The 18,648-nt window shown below is 47.1% G+C and carries 16 protein-coding genes and 2 pseudogenes; 7 read left to right on the top strand and 11 right to left on the bottom strand.

Features of this window, described 5'->3' with window-relative positions; all coding sequences use genetic code 11:
* Positions 1-8: 8 nt before the first annotated feature.
* On the bottom strand, positions 9-704 hold the full coding sequence (lipB, locus tag NC996_RS20330; RefSeq protein ID WP_190529487.1) for a lipoyl(octanoyl) transferase LipB: 696 nt from the start codon (positions 702-704) through the stop codon (positions 9-11).
* Positions 705-1,202: 498 nt separating this feature from the next.
* Between lipB and raiA the strand changes: the two genes are divergently transcribed.
* Positions 1,203-1,859 (top strand): ribosome-associated translation inhibitor RaiA, encoded by a 657-nt coding sequence (gene raiA / locus NC996_RS20325; protein ID WP_190411856.1) that lies wholly within the window; start codon positions 1,203-1,205, stop codon positions 1,857-1,859.
* Between the two features lie 615 nt (positions 1,860-2,474).
* Positions 2,475-2,882, top strand: a complete 408-nt coding sequence (locus NC996_RS20320) for a hypothetical protein (RefSeq protein ID WP_190431811.1) — start codon at positions 2,475-2,477, stop codon at positions 2,880-2,882.
* A gap of 23 nt (positions 2,883-2,905) precedes the next feature.
* On the opposite strand, the gene NC996_RS20315 is transcribed toward NC996_RS20320, so the two are convergent.
* A complete protein-coding gene (locus NC996_RS20315; RefSeq protein WP_190411858.1) occupies positions 2,906-3,805 on the bottom strand; it encodes a metal ABC transporter permease in 900 nt (299 codons plus the stop codon).
* A gap of 148 nt (positions 3,806-3,953) precedes the next feature.
* Positions 3,954-4,724: a metal ABC transporter ATP-binding protein gene (locus tag NC996_RS20310; protein WP_242037609.1), complete on the bottom strand. Its 771-nt coding sequence runs from the start codon at positions 4,722-4,724 to the stop codon at positions 3,954-3,956.
* Between the two features lie 141 nt (positions 4,725-4,865).
* Between NC996_RS20310 and NC996_RS20305 the strand changes: the two genes are divergently transcribed.
* The gene (locus tag NC996_RS20305; RefSeq protein ID WP_190686851.1) at positions 4,866-5,909 is read left to right on the top strand and encodes a metal ABC transporter substrate-binding protein; all 1,044 of its coding nucleotides are present in this window, start codon (positions 4,866-4,868) and stop codon (positions 5,907-5,909) included.
* Positions 5,910-6,114: 205 nt separating this feature from the next.
* Here the strand turns inward: NC996_RS20305 and NC996_RS20300 are convergent, their stop codons facing one another.
* Complete coding sequence (locus NC996_RS20300; protein ID WP_190529481.1) at positions 6,115-6,591, bottom strand: DUF3592 domain-containing protein; 477 nt, start codon at positions 6,589-6,591, stop codon at positions 6,115-6,117.
* A 253-nt stretch (positions 6,592-6,844) separates the two neighbouring features.
* Between NC996_RS20300 and deoC the strand changes: the two genes are divergently transcribed.
* The 4 genes and pseudogenes from deoC to NC996_RS20280 all read left to right on the top strand — a co-directional run bounded on the left by deoC (position 6,845) and on the right by NC996_RS20280 (position 11,584).
* The gene (gene deoC / locus NC996_RS20295) at positions 6,845-7,534 is read left to right on the top strand and encodes a deoxyribose-phosphate aldolase (protein WP_190686848.1); all 690 of its coding nucleotides are present in this window, start codon (positions 6,845-6,847) and stop codon (positions 7,532-7,534) included.
* 85 nt (positions 7,535-7,619) lie between these two features.
* Positions 7,620-8,644: pseudogene (gene recO, locus NC996_RS20290) on the top strand (DNA repair protein RecO).
* Complete coding sequence (locus tag NC996_RS20285) at positions 8,628-10,316, top strand: MFS transporter (RefSeq protein ID WP_242033123.1); 1,689 nt, start codon at positions 8,628-8,630, stop codon at positions 10,314-10,316. The pseudogene recO and the gene NC996_RS20285 overlap by 17 nt, the downstream one beginning before the upstream one ends.
* Positions 10,317-10,393: 77 nt before the next feature.
* Complete coding sequence (locus tag NC996_RS20280) at positions 10,394-11,584, top strand: glycosyltransferase family 4 protein (protein WP_190529477.1); 1,191 nt, start codon at positions 10,394-10,396, stop codon at positions 11,582-11,584.
* Here the strand turns inward: NC996_RS20280 and NC996_RS20275 are convergent.
* The 7 genes and pseudogenes from NC996_RS20275 to NC996_RS20245 form a co-directional block, all read right to left on the bottom strand.
* Positions 11,577-12,542: a peptidase gene (locus NC996_RS20275; protein WP_190686842.1), complete on the bottom strand. Its 966-nt coding sequence runs from the start codon at positions 12,540-12,542 to the stop codon at positions 11,577-11,579. The genes NC996_RS20280 and NC996_RS20275 overlap by 8 nt on opposite strands.
* Before the next feature lie 23 nt (positions 12,543-12,565).
* Positions 12,566-12,799, bottom strand: coding sequence for a preprotein translocase subunit SecG (gene secG, locus NC996_RS20270; protein ID WP_190411866.1), 234 nt, complete (start codon positions 12,797-12,799; stop codon positions 12,566-12,568).
* 111 nt (positions 12,800-12,910) lie between these two features.
* Entirely contained in the window at positions 12,911-14,509 is a 1,599-nt protein-coding gene (gpmI, locus tag NC996_RS20265) for a 2,3-bisphosphoglycerate-independent phosphoglycerate mutase (RefSeq protein WP_190686839.1), read from the bottom strand.
* A gap of 470 nt (positions 14,510-14,979) precedes the next feature.
* Entirely contained in the window at positions 14,980-15,162 is a 183-nt protein-coding gene (locus tag NC996_RS20260; protein WP_190686836.1) for a hypothetical protein, read from the bottom strand.
* Between the two features lie 295 nt (positions 15,163-15,457).
* Positions 15,458-17,152 carry an ABC-F family ATP-binding cassette domain-containing protein gene (locus NC996_RS20255; protein WP_190411868.1) on the bottom strand — a complete coding sequence of 565 codons (1,695 nt, stop codon included), beginning with the start codon at positions 17,150-17,152 and terminating at the stop codon, positions 15,458-15,460.
* Between the two features lie 395 nt (positions 17,153-17,547).
* Positions 17,548-18,045, bottom strand: a complete 498-nt coding sequence (locus NC996_RS20250; RefSeq protein WP_190429488.1) for a hypothetical protein — start codon at positions 18,043-18,045, stop codon at positions 17,548-17,550.
* 514 nt (positions 18,046-18,559) lie between these two features.
* Positions 18,560-18,648 (bottom strand): annotated as a pseudogene (locus NC996_RS20245) (IS1 family transposase); the annotation flags it as partial.

The following is an 18,648-nucleotide window of genomic DNA, read 5'->3' as shown; positions in this document are numbered from 1 at the left end:
ATAAACAATTAGCAATTTTGCACAATTAGCTGAACGTGGAAAACTTCCGCAAAGGCTTTCGCCACTTCTTGGCGCACCTGGTGCAAGTCAATTCCGGGTACGAACTGGGCAAGACTGCCAACCGACTTATCAGCAATGCCGCAAGGGACAATGCGCTCAAATCCGGTGAGGTCGGGACAAACATTTAAGGCAAAGCCGTGCATAGTAATCCACTTGCTGACCTTAATGCCAATCGCTGCTACCTTACAGCCTTCCAGCCAAACGCCAGTCATTCCGGCAACGCGATCGCCCTTTAACCCGTAAACATCCAGCACCCGAATCAATACCTCTTCTAACTGCCGCAAGTACCAGTGCAAATCTTGCTGGTAATAGCGCAGATTCAGGATTGGGTAACCCACCAGCTGACCCGGACAGTGGTATGTTACCTCACCCCCCCGTTCCACTCGGAAAACCTCCCAGTCGGTTGCTGCGGGGTCAAACTTAAGAAATTCTAGACTGGCTCCCTGCCCAAGCGTGTAAACCGGCGGATGCTCTAGCAAAATCAGGGCATCCGCCAGACTAGGATCGTTGATGCGTTCGGAAACCAGCGATCGCTGCCAGTCCCAAGCTGCCGAATAGGGCATCTGCCCCCGATTGTATAACCGGAGTTGGCGCAGTTGCTCCGAGGCTTTCCCAGCAGACCCTTCAGACTTACTTAAAATCATGGCAAAAATCAACAGTAATTTGACTTATATTTTTTGCATAATTAATCTGCTGGAATCAAGAAATGTCAAAAGATGCAAAGGATTCTGAAGAGAAGTCAAAGGCATAAGTTCTCTAGAATACAAAGTGCTAGTGTTGAAGTTATAACCTCAAGTGTTGAGGGAGGATGTCTCTTCAAAATAACCCCAAAGATAGACTTGGAGATCGCAACCAAGCTGGGGAATGTACATTAGTTAAATAGCACCCTAGGAAACCTAAACAAGAACATCGGCAGTTGCTTATTTGCGATAGGGCTGCTGACAACCCCTCTAGCTGAGGGACTGCCAGCAAGAACATCCTAGCAACAGTGTGAAATCGGTAAAAATTTGCTACTGCTCAAAGTTTTGGCTCCGTTCAACGTTTGCTAACACCAAAAAACGGGAACGCGATCGCTACTGAGAAAGCCGCAATTCTGCTGAGCTTTCTGAATTATCACAACGGTACAGCATGGAGTATCCGGTATGAAGCTTGTTATCCACGGCAAAAACATTGAAATTACCGACGCGATTCGTGAGTACGTAAATCAAAAAATTGACAAGGCAGTCAGCCACTTTCAGAGTTTGACGAGCGAAGTAAACGTGCATCTTAGTGTGGCTCGCAATCCCCGGATAAATCCAAAACAAGCCGCTGAGGTGACTATCTTTGCCAACGGTACAGTAATCCGTGCTGAAGAGAGTAGCGAGAGTCTCTACGCGAGCATCGACCTAGTTGCCGATAAAATTGCCCGCAAACTCCGGAAATATAAAGAAAAGCGTCTGGATAAGAAGACTCAGACTCAAATGAAGACTGGCATTGTGGTAGAACAAGAGCCAGTGCCAGAGGATCTCATTGGTTCTCGCACCCCCGAACTCCCCTCAGAAGTGGTGCGTACCAAGTACTTCGCAATGCCGCCAATGACGATGGACGAAGCCTTGGAACAGTTGCAACTGGTGGATCATGACTTCTATATGTTCCGCAATGCCGAAAGCGGTGAGATTAACGTTATTTATGAGCGCAACCACGGTGGTTATGGAGTGATTTTGCCGCGTAATGGGAATGGACATACCCATCACAAAAATGGCAAAACTGACAACCACAGCAGTGGAACGCCAGAAAAGTCAAGCTCTGCAAAGGCATAAACAGAACTGAAGAGCATCTAGATTCTCGTTCCCAGACTCTTAGTGGACTCTAACTTGATCGGGTAGGAGCATTCTTTGTGGATGCCCCTACCTTCCTGATTTCACAGGATCGCCCCACAGGTTGTAGAGAAACTTTTTCTTGCAAATCGCACTCGCCACTACTGTGCTGGTATTGATTCCAATTTAGGTTGCGATCGCTTTCCCAGCCTCATTACGAAACTGAGCGATCGCACCTTGCATTGCTCGTAGTTCATCTTCTGAAATTCTTAAACAATTTGTCTACATAACACTTTGTTGAAACCCTAATTTCTAACGATCAACACAAACAAGAAATTAGATAAACTTAGCGCCGCAGTAGTTTTATCCCTGGGTTTTCTTCGGCAGCCACTTGCAGGTATCTTTCAACTAAGTGCTGCTATCGTTCCCTTCAAAATCAACCAGATGCAGTTGAAACTTCAAAACAACTTCTTTCTCAACTTTTAAAGGAGCTAGTTGGCAATAAGTAGGATCGTCGTTGCGATGAGTGGGTCAACATGACCAAACCTATATTAAGCCAGAGGATGAGAAGGATAAACAAGTATTAACCTGAGACAAGCGGGTTGTACAAAAAACAGGTTGGTAGAGAAAAAGGAAGGTAAAGTCATTATGCATGAGGTATCAGAGGAACACGCGAAGGCCGCAGAGGAACACGCGAAGGTCTCAGAGGAACATGGGAAGTTAATCGAGGAGGTAGGAAAGACTCTAAAGGAGCGTGGAAAGAGCGCCCAAGAGCATGGAAAGTTGATAGAAGAGTACGGAAAGGCCACACAGCAGCATGCGAAGGCATCGCAGCAGCACGCGAAGGCATCGCAGCAGCATGATGGAAACTCAACAGAGGAATTCGTGAAAGCTGCACAGGAACACTCCAAGGCAACAGAAAAACATACCAAAGCAGTCAAGGAGTTCCTCCAGGTAGCACAGGAGTTCGTCCAGGTAGCACAGGAGCAGGTAGAGACATCCAAGAAATTGTTGGACAAACGATAACTTGATTTGGATATCTATATGCCTTACGAGCGCGATCGCATCAGCTGTTTCAACTCTCGCCAAACTGGCGAGAGTTGTCCAAAATCCGATTGTTTATTCGTGAAGATTCCGTAGCTAGGGCTGAATAATAAAGCTAAAACAAATAATCCTGATGCAACTAATACAATCGCTGGGCCGGAAGGCAAATTTTGGTAATAACTGAGGTACATCCCGCTGATGCTGGAAATAATGCCAATCCCCGCCCCAACTATCATCACATTGTGCAGCCGCTTCACTAATAGATAGGCGGTTGCTCCTGGTGTAATTAACAGCGATAGCACTAGGATGACACCCACAGCTTTCATGCTGGCAACAATGGTTAAGGCAATCAGCAGCATTAAGCCAAAATTGAGCAAGTTAGTAGGCAATCCCGCTGCCTGCGCTCCCAATGGATCGAAGGTATAAAATAATAATTCTTTGTACAGTAGGACGACCACCAATAGGACAATTGCGGCAATGATCGCAGTGTCGCGGACTTCTTCAACGGTAACACCCAAGATATTGCCAAATAAGAAGTGATTGAGGTCAATTTTGTTATCTTTTTGGATCGTGGTAATTAAGGTGACGCCGAGGGCAAAAAAGGCAGAGAAAACAATACCCATTGCGGCATCTTCTTTAATTGGCGATCGCGTTCTGATCCAAGCGATCGCCATCGTACTCAAAACCCCGGCAATAAATGCCCCGACAAAGATATTGGCACCTACCATAAACGCGATCGCTAACCCCGGCAAAACCGAGTGGCTAATGGCATCTCCCAGCAATGCCAGCCGTTGCACCATCAGATAGCTACCGACAACAGCGCACAGCAAGCCGACGAGAATGGCAATAATCAGCGATCGCTGCATGAAGCCGTACTGCAACGGCTCAATCAACGCTTCTAACATAAAAATTTAGAGGATTCTAACCGCTCCAGGCGCAAAGGACACAAAGTTTAAGAGGGAGTGAGAAGTGATTTCTTTAATTTAAAACTCACTCCGGGCGGATTGATGAAATATATTTCTGGGCGGATAGATAATGAGATAAAGACCGCCTCTACGCAGCTGCTTCTGTAAAGAACATCACCTGCCCGCCATAGGCACGATACAGGTTTTCCTGACTCAGCACCTCGTGGCGCGAACCGGAGGCAATTAACTCAGTATTCAATAAAATTAAGTCATCAAAGTGGGTGATAGATGCCCCTAAGTCGTGATTGACAACGAGAACCGTTTTTCCAGCGTCGGCAAGGTCGCGGAAAATGTCAAAAATAATTGCTTGGGTTTTCTGATCGATCCCGGCAAACGGTTCATCAAAGCAGAAAACCTCTGCTTCTTGGGCTAAAGCCCGCGCTAAAAATACCCGCTGCTGCTGTCCTCCGGAGAGTTGTCCAATCGGGCGAGCGCGATAATTGCTCATTCCCACCCGATCCAAAGCCTCTGCTGCCACCCGTCGGCTTACCGTAGAGAAGCGACGAAACCAGCCAGTTTTCTTGACACGCCCCATCATTACAGCATCCCAAACCGTCGCCGGATAAGTCCAGTCAATTTGCGATCGCTGTGGCACATAGGCTACCCGTTCCCGTTGCTCCATCAAAGGTCTATCGCCATACAGCACCGTGCCACCCGTCACGGGAATCAATCCCAACATCGCCTTCATCAAGGTACTTTTTCCCGCACCATTGGGGCCAATAATCCCCGTTAAACGTCCCGGTGCCACTACACAACTGACATTCCGTAGCGCCTCTACCATGCGGTACTGCACTCCCACCTGGCTGATTTTAATTGCTGTAGATGCCTCTAGCGAGACGGCTGGCAGATGGCAAACCATTTTTGCCCAATCGGTATCAGGAGAGAAGGTGGCAGTATTCATAGGGTGGTTTTATCTTGCTTTCTTTTTAGATTACTCTAATAATGAAAAGAATATGAAAACATCTATAAAGAGAAATAATCTAAAAGATAGGTGAAATTGATGGTACAGCGCTCTAGGCTCTCCCAAAAGGTAAAAGAAAGTAATTTTTGCCTTTCCCAGGCAAAATCGGGGAATCCTCTGGCTCTGGTTTCTAGCCTTTGCCTAGGAATTCTCTTGCCTTTTGCCTTATCCAGCTGTACCCAGCCTTCCTCAAATCGTGCAAATCCAATTGCAAATGGCAAACCTAATGTAGTTGCTACTAGCACTATCATTGAAGACTTGGCTGCGGAGGTGGCGGGAGACGAAATTCAGCTCCAAGGAATCCTCAAACCTGGAGCAGATCCCCACGTTTATGAACCTGTGCCCCAAGATAGTCAGGCTTTAGAGAAAGCGAACCTGATTCTATATAACGGCTACAACCTGGAACCAGGGCTGATTAAACTGATGAACGCAACAGGCGGCAAGATTCGCAAAGTTGCTGTAGGGGAAGTTGTGAAGTCTTTGCAACTGGATAAAGGCAGAGGAGAAGTGGTGCCAGATCCCCATGTTTGGGGCGATGTTGATAACGTCATTCAAATGGTAAATGCCATTCGTGACGCCTTGATTGAGCTATCACCCGAAGACAGAGAGAAATTTACTCAGAATGCGGCGCAGCTAACGGGTGAATTAAAACAACTGGATAGTTGGATTACCCAGGAAATTAAAACGATTCCAGAAAATAAGCGCAAATTAGTAACAAGCCACGACGCTTTTCAATATTATGCTCGTGCCTATAGCATTCCCGTTGCTGGCACTTTGATTGGCATCAGTACAGAAGAACAACCCAGCGCCCAAACAGTAAAGCGATTAGTAGAATCTGTAAAGGCTGCGACTGTACCGGCGATTTTTGCAGAAACAACAATTAACCCGGCTTTGATTAAGACTGTAGCCGAGGAATCTGGGGTAAAGTTAGCCCCACGCCAGCTCTATTCTGACTCGATTGGTGCTGCTGGTAGCGATGGAGATTCTTACATTAATATGATGGTTGCGAATACCCGCACGATTGTGGAAGCTTTGGGGGGGAAGTACACGCCCTTTGAGGCAGCAAAGACACCGAAAAAATAAGCTGTTTAGATAAACTAGCGTCAATTAAGATAAAGAGCGATCGCTTTTACCTGCATTAAACTGAAGCTAGAGTAGGTTACACAAAGCGATCGCTCTAAAACTTAGACTTAAAACTTAACTGTCTGATATCGGAAAAAAAATTTTGGAATTTTTTTAACTGAGCTAAAAATTACTAGATATATTCTTTGTACACCAAAGTTTACTCCTAATTTATCAAAGATTCTTCATCAGCAAAATTCCCTGTAGTTTGAGATTTTTTGATAGGGAAAGAGTTAACAAGCATATTTAAACCTATTCCGGCAAAAAGACCACCCATCCCTAATAAAAAAATAGCTGCAAACCAAAGCGACCAAAAAGAGTTTATCTCTGCTTCGTTCGGACTATTAGGATTATAAATGATTGGAACAGATTGCCCAACCTGATATCCGGGTGGATTACTTCCCATATTGGATTCAACCTTTACGATCTCTCCATTTGGTGTCTGAAATTGGAATAAAGGGAAATAAATATGTGATTTTCTAGATGCTTGAAGTTTCAAATCAATGACAGTACCTGTAGTAGAGGACGAGTTTTTAATAAAATCTTGCGTTTGATGGTAATTTACAAAACTACCAAGTAGCATACCCGCTCCAACTACAAAAAATATGCTACCCATTGCCATTAACCCTTGCTTATCAGACATTTTCAACTTATTCTCCTTTTCCTAAAAATTTTTGAACTAAGTTTGCGACAGCTTAACTATCTAATTTCTCTCACTATCTTCTGGCTGGGAGTGTCAACCCCTCATCAGGTAAGGAAAGAACAACTGTCTATTTGGATGACCTGTACGATTAAAGCTACAGACTAGCCTGTGAAGATTCCGCGATCTTTTGTTTAATTTTTCTTAAATATCTGATAAAACTTAACAATAGGTGAGGTGAGCGAGAGGAGAAGCAATGGCTGTTACTCAGCCAAATATTGATATTGCTCCATTAATCGATCATGCGCTGCTAAATCCAACGGCAACCCCAGAGCAGGTTAAGCAGTGGTGTGAAGAGGCTGACAGGTTTCAGTTCGCGGCAGTGTGCGTCTATCCGGCATACGTGCGGCAAGCGGCTGAGCTTCTCAAAGGCAAGCAGCCGAAAGTTTGTACAGTCATCGGTTTTCCCTCTGGAGCGACGACATCAGCGGTTAAGCTCTACGAAGCCCAAGAAGCCGTCGAAAATGGGGCGGTGGAATTGGATGTTGTCATCAACCAGGGTTGGTTGAAAACTGGGAAGACTGAGGAACTACACCGGGAAATTGCAGAAATTTGTGAAACGGGTCAAACCGTCAAGGCAATTTTAGAAACCACTCGCCTGACAGATGCAGAGAAACGACTGGCAGCGGAAATATGTATGGATGCAGGAGTGGCATTTTTAAAAACCAGCACTGGTTTGTTTGGGGGTGCCACAGTAGCGGATATCCAACTTTTGAAAGAAGTCGCACGAGAACGGGTCGGAATTAAAGCATCGGGGGGAATCCGTACCCCGGAGCAAGCCTTGGAGTTAATCATGGCAGGAGCGACGCGGTTAGGCACGTCGCACGGTCCCGATCTGCTTCGTCAGCGCGATACGCTGGAGAAGGAGGGAAAGGGGAATCGGTAATGGGGAATCGGGAATGAGTTGCGAACTCTTGACCCATTACCTCTTGATCAATTACCCATCACCTCTTGACCAATTACCCCACGTCATGAGTCGAACTTACAAAGCAACCGGAATCAATCTCAAAAGTATGGCGCTGGGCGAGTCTGACCGGCTGCTAACGATTTTGACGCCTGAATTTGGTTTGATTCGGGCTGTGGCACCGGGGGCACGCAAGCACCACTCGAAGCTAGGCGGTAGGAGTGCTTTGTTTGTAGTGAATGAGCTACTGATTGCCAAAGGGCGATCGCTCGATAAAATTACTCAGGCAGAAACGCTAGAATCTTTCCCCGGCTTAAGTCAGGATCTCCAAAAACTGACAGCCAGCCAATACTTGGCGGAAGTGGTTCTTTGTCAAGCGTTGAGCGATCAGCCGCAAATGGAATTGTATGAGCTGCTCAACGAACATCTGCATCGGTTAGAGCGGTTGCCTGCCAACAGCGCGGCTCTGGTTTTAGCTCACTTAGCCCACGGGGTGTTTCACCTGATGGCTTTGGCTGGCGTTGCGCCTCAGGTTCAACATTGTTGTGTCTCGCGGCATCCCCTGATGCCGGAATTTACCGATCCAGACTGGCGGGTTGGGTTTAGTACTGCTGCTGGTGGAACGGTGAGCTTACCAGCATTAGAACGCCTGCAAGCCGAAGCGCGATCGCGCATGTCTGGTAGTACAGCAAAAGGCATGGCAGTAAAGGAGAAATTCTCGCCTACAGCCATCGGCTTTTCATCTCAAGGTCAAAGCACAATGCCAGAGGAATCCAGTGGGAACTACCAAACAGTTGTTCATCCACAAACGCCCTTGATGCTGAACACCAAACTGAACGCCATCGAGCTGGCGCTGCTACAGCAGCTGGCTCAGCCAGAGCTACCCCAGAACGGAAAAAGCAATGAAAAATTAACTCATCCGACATCCCTAACCCCTCATCCTTCCGAAGACTCCGCTTGGGTTTCAGTAGAGCAACTGTTACGTCAGTACGTCCAGTATCACTTTGGTCGGTCAATTCGCTCTGCTGCTTTGATGGATGCTTGTTTCTCGTCCCAGCTGAATTTATCCTGAACCATGATGCAACGGTATGATTCCGATCTACAAGCTCGAATGTCCCTAAGTCAGTCTAGACAGAGGATTGAGGACGGCGAACGGTGGACTGAGGAAGGAAAATTTCCTCGCTCTTCCGGACTCAGCGTTCCCGCTTCCGAGCGCCCCCACCCTGCTTTTACTGGATCGTCAACACCTACCACATCACGCCCCTTGTCTGACGAGCGCTTAACACCCCCTGAAACTTCTGAATGGGAAGAGGTTCGCCCTGCGATTTCTTTCCCCCACTCCCCGGTGGACGATGCTGTAACCCCAGAGATAGATACAGAAACGGACGCTCCCTCAAATGGAGGGTTGAACCACAGCGCCTCACCGTCCAATCTGGTTGTCAATGAGGAAGTAAAGAATGAGGAAGTAGAGGAGGACGCACAAGGATTTTTGCCGGTTCTAAAAAACCGGAATTTCCTGGCGCTATGGGGGGGACAAGTTTTCTCGCAGATAGCGGATAAGGTGTATCTGGTGCTGGTGATTGCATTGATTGCCACTCACTTTCAAGCACCCGATCAGACAATCAGCGTGTGGGTATCGGCGATCATGATGGCTTTTACGATTCCCGCTATACTGTTTGGTTCCGTGGCGGGTGTGTATGTGGATCGGTGGCCTAAGAAGGCAGTGCTAGTGGCAACGAACCTGCTGCGGGGGGCACTGGTTTTGGCAGTGCCACCGCTGCTGTGGATCTCGCATGGCTGGTTAACTCTTGGAGGGTTGCCGGTGGGATTCTGCATCCTGCTGGGATTAACGTTTCTGATTTCTACACTGACGCAGTTTTTTGCTCCTGCCGAGCAGTCAGTGATTCCGCTAGTTGTGGGACGCCATCATCTGCTTTCAGCGAACTCGCTGTACACGATGACAATGATGGCTTCAGTGATCGTGGGATTTGCCGTGGGAGAGCCGTTACTCGGAATTGCCGACACCCTGGTGGGACGCTTGGGTGGGGGAGCGGACATTGGCAAAGAATTGGTGGTGGGTGGCAGTTATGCGATCGCGGGATTGCTGTTGATGATCCTCCGCACAGGGGAAAAAACGAACGCTCCCGAACACGAATCGCCCCATGTTTGGGAAGACCTGCGCGACGGACTGCGTTACCTAAACGAACAAAGCCGCGTTCGCAATGCCCTGATCCAACTGGTAATTTTATTTTCAGTTTTTGCGGCGCTGTCGGTTCTAGCTGTGCGGATGGCAGAAGTTATTCCTGGTTTGAAATCCTCTCAGTTCGGTTTTTTACTCGCAGCTGGTGGGGTTGGCATGGTTGGGGGGGCAACGGTGCTAGGACACTTTGGGCAGCGGTTCTCCCATACTCGGCTCAGCCTCTATGGTTCTATCGGAACGGCAGCCTCTTTGGTTGGTCTGGGATTGTTTACGAAGCAGCTATTGCTGGCATTCCTGTTGACAACGCTTTTGGGCTTTTTTGGGTCGCTGGTGGCTATCCCGATGCAAACAACCATCCAAGCCGAAACTCCCGACCAAATGCGAGGGAAAGTTTTTGGGTTACAAAACAACGTCATTAATATTGCTCTCAGCTTGCCTTTAGCCTTAGCAGGCGTTGCAGAGACGATTTTAGGGTTACAGGCAGTATTTCTCGGTTTAGCAGCGATTGCGATCGCAGGAGGACTCCTAACCTGGTATATTTCCGGTACAGGAAAAGAAAAGTGATGAGTTTTGAATGACGAGTTTTGAATGATTAACTCATAACTCAAAACTCAAAACTAAAAACTCAAAACTCTTAGAAAATGCACATAGCCTGGCTCGGAAAAAAATCACCCTTTTGCGGCAATGTCACCTACAGTCGAGAAGTTACGAATGCGTTGTTAGACCAGGGCCATCGAGTTAGCTTTCTCCACTTTGCCCAAGACGAAGAATCTGACCTCCAGGCTTGGCCTGGATGTGAAGAAGTGTCTCTACCTTTCCTGTACAAGTCCCAGGTTTATACGATTCCCACCCTGAGATCGAGAAAGGTTTTGACTCAATCGCTTGAAGAGCTAAAGCCAGACCTGGTGCATGCCTCGCTTACTTTATCACCCCTAGATTTCCTACTGCCGGAAATCTGCGAAGAACTGAATTTACCCCTGGTTTCCACCTTCCATACCCCTTTTGACGGGAAGCGACGAAATCTCAAATCAGGGACTCAGCTTTTGACTTATCAGCTGTATGCACCTTTCCTGGCGTATTACGACCGAACGGTTATCTTTTCTCAAGTTCAGCGGGATTTACTCGCACGATTGGGAGTGGCAGCATCAAAGGTAGCTGTAATTCCGAATGGCGTTGATGTCCAGAAGTATTGTCCAGGGCCTTCTAACATCAAATCTGAATTAAACGCTAAGCGCCTCTTTGTCTACCAGGGTCGAATTGCTACCGAAAAAAATGTGGAAGCAATGCTCCGAGCCTGGAAAGAGTCAGAAATGGGGCCGGAGTGTAAATTATTAATTGTCGGCGACGGGCCGATGAAGCCCTCTTTAGAGCCTTTTTACGACTCAGAATACGGAATCATCTGGTGGGGAACCGAACCGGATGAGCAACGGCGAATCGAAATTTTGCGGGGAGCTGATGTGTTTATTCTGCCTTCTCTGGTGGAAGGACTTTCACTTTCCCTACTAGAAGCAATGGCTTGTGGCGTCGCCTGTGTAGCAACTGATGCTGGTGCTGATGGTGAAGTTTTGGAGGGGAATCCATTAGAGGGAGACGCTGGGATAATTCTCAGAACTCAAGGGGTTGCGGGGCAGTTGCGAACTCTACTGCCTGTGTTACGAGGCAACCCGGAGTTTACGCAGCGACTGGGACAAAAAGCGATCGCAAGGGTTTTAGAGCGATATACCCTTAGCCGCAACATCGAGCAATTAGTAAAACTTTATACTGAGTTGCTACAGGAACGGCGAGTCCAGTTGAGTGATTGGCGTTATCCAGGGAGAACGAAAATCAGCTAGTCATCCTTCTCAAGGAGTAATCGCGTATTGTTTTATTCGCCACTACTCTAAGCTTAAGCTGGCTTTGGGTGGCATTGGACAAAGGCCATCCCAGTCGCGTTGGCTGCTCGTAGATCCGCTTGAGGGTGTTAATATCTCTCGAAGAAATCTGGGGAGGATTACGCACCTGGGAAAAATACAGGGCGTCTGTTTCTAAAGGACTGTGCCCCCAGATACCTAGTGCGTGACCTAGTTCGTGACGGGCAGCGGATTGAATATAGTCGCCGGTTTGAGTTGGACTCAATTGGATTGTAAATCGATGGGATAGTACAGATGGCGTGCCCGTCGCTGGGTTGAGGTAGAATTCATAGCGGGTTTCAGCAGAACGAGCGCGAGGCAGGTGAAATTCCCCGGTGCGGCGGTTAAAGGATGGCTTGAGGGGAGGAAGCGATCGCACGATCTTGATATCAGCTATCTCTGACTGCTCGACCACTTGGAGGGGCAAATAAACGCGCCATTCCTGCACAGCTTTTAACACAGCACTTGCCCACTGTTGGCTGGCGGTGGAAGTTTCTGGCATCTCTACGAACACCTTAACCGGAAACTGCGACCAAACCAGATAGCCAACGGGGGTAGGCTTCACCTGAGAGAAGTAATCACCACTGTTGCTGGTATCTTGCCATTGCAACAGTGTCGGTGGTAAGACGTGCGCTTGGAGTGTCGGCAGGGAGGTTGCTGATAGCGGGCGTGACCCTTCAGACGCCCAAACATCACCCGCATCCACCACTCGAAAATGGGCTAAAACCGCCAATAAGCAAGTAGCGATCGCGATCCCCACCCGAATGAATCGTTTTGAGTTTTGAAAAGAGTTTGGATACCACAGGCGGTTCTGTAGGCTTCGTTTAAGAGTTTGAAAGTTTGAGGGTTTCGCCTTTTTTACTTTCCCACTTTTCTCCTTTTTCCACTCAAAAATCATCATTTATCATGCGTCACGATTTGATGCTATTGCCATAACCGATCCATGCTCAAAATTACCGACAAACCCAGAAAGATGACAGTGAATATCCAGGTTACTCGGTTTAGGGCTGTTTCTGCACTTCTAGTGCTGGTAAACAATTGAGCCTGTCCGCCAATCCCCCCAATTCCGTCTCCTTTAGGACTATGTAGCAGCACTAAAACAATCAGAATTGCGGAAGAAACCGCCCATATAATTTGCAGGATGCTATATAAATTCATAGTTGGTTGTTCGGTGTCAGTTTTTAAGAATTGTGAATTGCGGATCGTTAAGAGCTAACCGCTAAGCATCAGAAAGATGCAATGAGTCATTAGCTATTAGCTCCTAGCACTTTACAGAGAAACTCGCACGGGTGTGCGATTGGCGCGGACATCAAATTCCAGAGGAACCAGCATCGAACGACCTGTCATCTCTACTGGCTGTGGCAGCTTTAAGATTTCCAGAATCGTCGGTGCAATGTCCGATAAACGTCCATCATTTCGCAAAGTCACTTCAGTCCCATAGCCGGGAATTTTTAACCCTTCCCCTTCCACCAGGATAAAGGGCACAGGGTTCGTTGTGTGAGCCGTCCAAGGGTTCCCTTCTTTATCCTGCATATATTCAGCGTTCCCGTGGTCGGCAATGATGATCGCCGTGCCACCCGCCTTATTGATGCTTTCTAGAAGGCGTCCCAAACATCGGTCTACCGTTTCCAGGGCTTGAATTGTTGGTTCCATCTGACCTGTATGCCCCACCATGTCTGGGTTGGCGTAGTTGATGACCATGAAGGAGTAAATGCGTTTTTCAACGGCAGCGATCGCTACATCCGTCGCCGCTGCTGCTGACATCTCCGGTGCTTGGTCATAGGTTGGAACCATTGGACTCGGTACCAGTTCCCGATCCTCCCCTTCAAAAGGCTGTTCCCGACCGCCGTTGAAGAAATAAGTAACGTGGGCGTATTTCTCGGTTTCAGCAGTCCGAAACTGGCGCAGTCCCCGATTGGCAATGACTTCTCCCAGGATGTTACTCAAGTTCTGGGGTTCAAAAGCCACCAAAACTGGTAAATTCGGTTCGTACTGAGTAAAAGTAACAAAGCTCAGTGGCTCGATATGCTGTCGTTCAAACCTCTTAAAGCCTGGAGACACGAAGGCTTGGGTAAGTTGTCTGGATCTATCAGGTCGGAAGTTAAAGAAAATCACACCATCCCCCGCTTCTATAGCTCCAGGAGCAATTCGGGTTGGGATGATAAATTCATCTGTGACATTTTCAGCATAGGAAGCCTGCAAAACTTCTTGCGCCGAGCGACCATCTCCTAAGCCATCCTGAGTCATCACATCGTAGGCGCGTTTCACCCGATCCCACCGCTGGTCTCGATCCATTGCGTAGTAGCGACCGCTGAGGGTGACAATGCGCCCGACCCCAATCTGGTCAATGTGGTCTTGAATCTTCTGAATTGCCTCTATCCCCTCGTGGGGATAGGTATCGCGCCCATCTGCGATCACGTGGATACAAACTGAGGGAATCTCTTGCGCTTTCGCTAAATCCAGTAATCCTAGAAGATGCGCCAGATGAGAATGCACCCCACCTTCGGAACAAAGCCCAACTAGGTGAAGCTTACCACCCCGGCTCTTGACTTCCTGACAGACTTGCACCAGTGCAGGATTGCTCAGTAAACTACCGTCTTCCACGGCGTCTGAGATCCGAACTAATTCTTGCGGTACAACCCGACCAGCACCAATGTTGAGATGGCCTACTTCTGAGTTACCCATCTGACCTTCTGGCAACCCTACAGCCTTGCCGGAGGTGTAAATGAGTGTGTGGGGATAGACTGCCCAGAGGCTATCCATCACAGGTGTGTTAGCGGCGGCTATGGCGTTTCCATCGGTTTCTTCGCGGTAGCCCCAGCCGTCTAGAATGACTAGCACCACGGGAGAGACAGGTGCTTGCGCCATACTCAATTGCCCTTTGTTTTCAGTAATTTCTCCGTCATGATATCATCGCCCTTTGTACTCGCAGTGTTATTTTTAGCAGCTTCTGTTAGCTTTTTTAGTTTTTTTGCCAGAGACAGCACAGCAATTCTCTCTAGATCGGATGACTATTTTATTACAGGGTTCTGAAGACAGTCCTGGTAGGAAGCGATCGCTAAAAGTATGTAAGGGAGCGCTACTCCCTTGATGACAACCGCTTGACGCACCTGCAAGATCAGTAGGCGTCAAGCTTACACATCGCCTAGTCTGCCACGATGCGTTGGTCTTCCCCGGTTGTTGTGTCTGTTAAACCATCTAACCCGCACTAGCAAACAAGTCTAATAAGGTACAGGCTTTGCAAGCAGGCTTTTTGGCTTTAAGAACAGATCGACCGTGATATGTCAAGAAAACGAAACAATTCCCGATTCTGGCTGGAGCTTAGAGTGGTTTCTAACTCAGCGGGATCTGCCAAGAGCGATCGCGATCGCATAGAGAAACCAGCGATACAGTTCTGCGGTGACTTGGTTGGCTAGCTCGTCGGTGCCTTGAGCCGCCATAGTTACAGCCAGCCGATGCATAGGCGTTTCGTAGTTGAGAGGACAAGGAAAGTCTGCATAAAGCGGCTTCCAAGGCTCCAAGATTTCTAAGGCTTGTTGCTGGTTGTTCGCCAGGTCGAGGAAAGTGGCACGATTTCCTCCAGCGATGGAAACTTAAGTCTTTTTATTATAACTTGCATCTACCTAAAGTAAGGCTTTTGGAAACTTAGAAAGCCCACCCTAAGCGCCGTACCTTTTTAGCTCTCAAGAACGCAATAAGCAAGGGTTTAAACCTATCTTTATTGCCAAAGGAACGTCAGCAGTGGTGAGACTACTGCTGACGTTCCTTTGCGACGATTCTTTACGTTCTCTGCATTTAAAAAACGACTTCTAGACTTTATTTGCGTTTGCTAGATTCCTTAGCAGCTTTTGCAGCTTTCTTAGCAGCTTTATCAGCAGCGATAGCCTCTAATCTTGCCTGCTCTTTTTCTTCAGCAATTTTGTCTAGATAGTAATGGTAATCTCCTCGATACAGGCGGAATTCGCCGTCACGGATCTCGACAATTTTATTGGCAACTTTGGAAATAAAATATCGATCGTGGGAGACTAAAATTACCGTACCTTCGTAGTTTTGGATTGCCTCTTCCAACATTTCTTTAGCCGGAATATCCAAGTGGTTAGTAGGCTCGTCCAAAATCATTAAATTAACTGGGCGTAAAAGCATTTTTGCTAACGCCAGACGAGCTTTTTCACCCCCGCTCAGAGCCTCAACTTTTTTAAATACGGTGTCACCGCTGAACAAGAAGCGTCCTAGAAGTGTGCGAACCTCCTCATTTTTCCACTCAGGAACTTCATCATGGATAGTTTCCATGACAGTTCTAGACAGATCCAACGCTTCCGCCTGATTTTGCTCAAAGTAGCCAGGAATCACGTTGTGAGCGCCTAATTGAACTGAACCTTCAGTAGGTTGTTCCATGCCCATAATTAGACGCAACAAGGTTGATTTTCCAGCCCCGTTCGGACCGAGAAAGGCAATGCGATCGCCTCGTTCCATTAGTAGATTCGCATCTAAAAATAGAATTTTTTCGTCGTAAGTATGTACCAAATTCTGAATTTCTACCACCTCGCGACCACTGCGGGGAGCGTCAGGAAAGCGGAAGCGCAGGGTTCTTAATCCCCCAGTCGGCGCTTCAATCCGTTCGATTTTTTCTAGTTGTTTCTCACGGCTTTTCGCTTGGGTGCTGCGGGTAGCACTAGCACGGAAACGATCAACAAAGACTTGCTGCTTTTCTAGTTCTTTTTGCTGGCGTTCGTAGGCGCTGAGTTGGGCTTCTTGGTTTTCTGCTTTTTGTTGTAAATAAGCCGAGTAGTTGCCTAGGTAGGTGGTAGAAACGCCGCGTTCTGTTTCTACAATTTGGGTGCAAAGACGGTCGAGAAATTCTCGGTCGTGCGATACTATCACGATTGGAGTCTTCAGCCCTTTGAGATAGGTTTCCAACCACTCAATGGTTTCTAGATCCAGGTGGTTCGTTGGTTCATCCAGTAGTAATAAATCGGGTTTTTGGAGTAAGATTTTGCCCAAACTCATCCGCATTTGCCAGCCACCGCTGAAAGCACTAACGAGGCGATCGCCATCTTCTGGCGCAAACCCCATTTCTGGCAACATCTTCTCAATCCGTGCATCTAACCCATAGCCATCCAACGCTTCAAATTGCCGCTGTAGCCGATCCAATTTGTGGATCAGGCGGTCTAATTCCTCTGGATTCGCAGTTTCCATTTCTCTCGGCACCTGCGCTAGAGCGTGCTGTACTTCGTTGGCTTCTTTAAAAACCGTCCAAAGTTCTTCTCGCACAGTGCGCGTCGGATCTACCTCAAATTCTTGAGTCAGATAGGCAATGTGCAAATTTGCAGGACGAATCACTTCCCCAGCAGTGGGTTCCATTTCCCCTGCAATAATTTTGAGCTGAGTCGATTTTCCGGCACCGTTAACGCCGACTAAGCCAATGCGATCGCCCGGTTTGACTTCCCAGTTGACATCCTTGAGAACTTCGCCGGTGGGATAAATTTTACTGATATGTTCAAGTCGTAACATCAAGAGTCTCCAAGGATGCTGGGGGAATGAGCGAATTAGTTGACGGATGTCTGTTGGTATTGCCAGTAAGTCCGTCAGGCGATCGCGAGAGTCCAGTTTATCTTAACAAAATTTAATTCTAAAATCGGAATTGGCAACTGTTGGAAGGCAAGTTGAAAATCCAACAGCGCGATCGCCTTTCTCTAGGTGTACTGAGTGGAAAGCTGATTTTAGATTACATAAGTCCTTCTTCTCGTCTATAACTTCAGGCGCTTTTGTTATCACCTGCTCAGAGCAAATGACAACTACTGGTATTCCTTGATTCAGGAAAGTGATTAAAGATTGGTAAATCTTCTCCAGCCTCAAATTTCCCGAATAATCAGTTGTATTTAATTTTTCCGGCACGCTTACTCACATTAGCGATCGCCTCTGGGAGGTGGTCCATCCCGCACTTCAATCAGCTCTTCAATAGATTTCCCTACGATTCGTGCAATTGGCCCTAGCTGATTATCGTTAATTTCTTTTCCTAGAAAAATCTCTTTCAGCTCTTTCCAAGACAATCGATAAGAATCGCAGAATCGGGCAAATTCTTTATCACTAATATCAAGTTCATCTTGTCTATCCCTTAACAGCAAGGCGACCGCCGCCGATCCATATTTAGGACGTTCGGTACTTGCAATATATCTTTTCATTAGAAGATCGACTCTACTCGTATCGCCCCCTGCCTCAGTTATCAAGTCAAAACAGGCCATTTTGAGAGCTTTGCGTAGCCTTTCATCTTCATTGAGAAAGTCAACGATTCGGAGTGCATATTCTGGTTTTATAAATCCAACGACTGCTCCCTTATAGTAGATTGGAGAATAGGGATCGTTTGGATCGTAATTCCAATCCGAAGCTTGATTATTGTTTGGCATCTCGGCACCTCTGGTCAACGCTATTTATACAAGCCTTTAGAACGGTTTTTTTAAGGAATTTACAAGAGTCTATTTTTACATTGATTTACTTAAACATAGAGTTAGAGAACCTTGACTTAATAGTGTTATTAATAATACATGAGGAATTATTGATATCTCTCTAATAAGAATAAAATACAAGAAAAAAAGGCATTTGGACAGTTTGATTTATCCTAGTCTCACTTCCAATCCACATAGATAGAGGAAAAGTTAGCTCTTTTTTAGGTAAGGGCGATCGCTATTCCAATTTTCGAGCAACACAGCAGGGTATAACCGTTCCTTAGCTAATTTTGCCAGAATTTCAGCCTGCGGATAGTGATATAGGAGGCAAAACCGCTGATGTTGAAGCGATCGCATCTAAGAGCAGGTTTGTTAATTCTCCAGCATTCGCTGGCAGGCTGAGTTTCCCTGATTATGGGCAATTTACTAGAGATGATTTGGAAAAAATAAAGGCGTTGCTGAATAGTGGGAGGAATCAAGCAGGAATCGGGACATCTCCAAATCTCAAGTAGTGAAGTAACAAGCGGATTGAATGTCTCAGCATTTCTTGGGATTTGGAATAAC

Source organism: Trichocoleus sp. ST-U2 (assembly GCF_039961875.1).
Taxonomy (GTDB): Bacteria; Cyanobacteriota; Cyanobacteriia; order Cyanobacteriales; family FACHB-T130; genus FACHB-T130.
This window is presented reverse-complemented; position numbering and strand designations above follow the sequence as displayed.

Excerpts from the sequence above, each read along its gene's own strand:
- NC996_RS20275 (WP_190686842.1), bottom strand. The coding sequence starts at position 12,542 with ATGATGATTTTTGAGTGGAAAAAGGAGAAAAGTGGGAAAGTAAAAAAG.
- NC996_RS20280 (WP_190529477.1), top strand. The coding sequence starts at position 10,394 with ATGCACATAGCCTGGCTCGGAAAAAAATCACCCTTTTGCGGCAATGTC.
- NC996_RS20310 (WP_242037609.1), bottom strand. The coding sequence starts at position 4,724 with ATGGTTTGCCATCTGCCAGCCGTCTCGCTAGAGGCATCTACAGCAATT.
- NC996_RS20285 (WP_242033123.1), top strand. The coding sequence starts at position 8,628 with ATGATGCAACGGTATGATTCCGATCTACAAGCTCGAATGTCCCTAAGT.
- NC996_RS20305 (WP_190686851.1), top strand. The coding sequence starts at position 4,866 with ATGGTACAGCGCTCTAGGCTCTCCCAAAAGGTAAAAGAAAGTAATTTT.
- NC996_RS20300 (WP_190529481.1), bottom strand. The coding sequence starts at position 6,591 with ATGTCTGATAAGCAAGGGTTAATGGCAATGGGTAGCATATTTTTTGTA.
- NC996_RS20315 (WP_190411858.1), bottom strand. The coding sequence starts at position 3,805 with ATGTTAGAAGCGTTGATTGAGCCGTTGCAGTACGGCTTCATGCAGCGA.
- deoC (WP_190686848.1), top strand. The coding sequence starts at position 6,845 with ATGGCTGTTACTCAGCCAAATATTGATATTGCTCCATTAATCGATCAT.
- raiA (WP_190411856.1), top strand. The coding sequence starts at position 1,203 with ATGAAGCTTGTTATCCACGGCAAAAACATTGAAATTACCGACGCGATT.
- gpmI (WP_190686839.1), bottom strand. The coding sequence starts at position 14,509 with ATGGCGCAAGCACCTGTCTCTCCCGTGGTGCTAGTCATTCTAGACGGC.
- NC996_RS20250 (WP_190429488.1), bottom strand. The coding sequence starts at position 18,045 with ATGCCAAACAATAATCAAGCTTCGGATTGGAATTACGATCCAAACGAT.
- NC996_RS20255 (WP_190411868.1), bottom strand. The coding sequence starts at position 17,152 with ATGTTACGACTTGAACATATCAGTAAAATTTATCCCACCGGCGAAGTT.
- lipB (WP_190529487.1), bottom strand. The coding sequence starts at position 704 with ATGATTTTAAGTAAGTCTGAAGGGTCTGCTGGGAAAGCCTCGGAGCAA.
- secG (WP_190411866.1), bottom strand. The coding sequence starts at position 12,799 with ATGAATTTATATAGCATCCTGCAAATTATATGGGCGGTTTCTTCCGCA.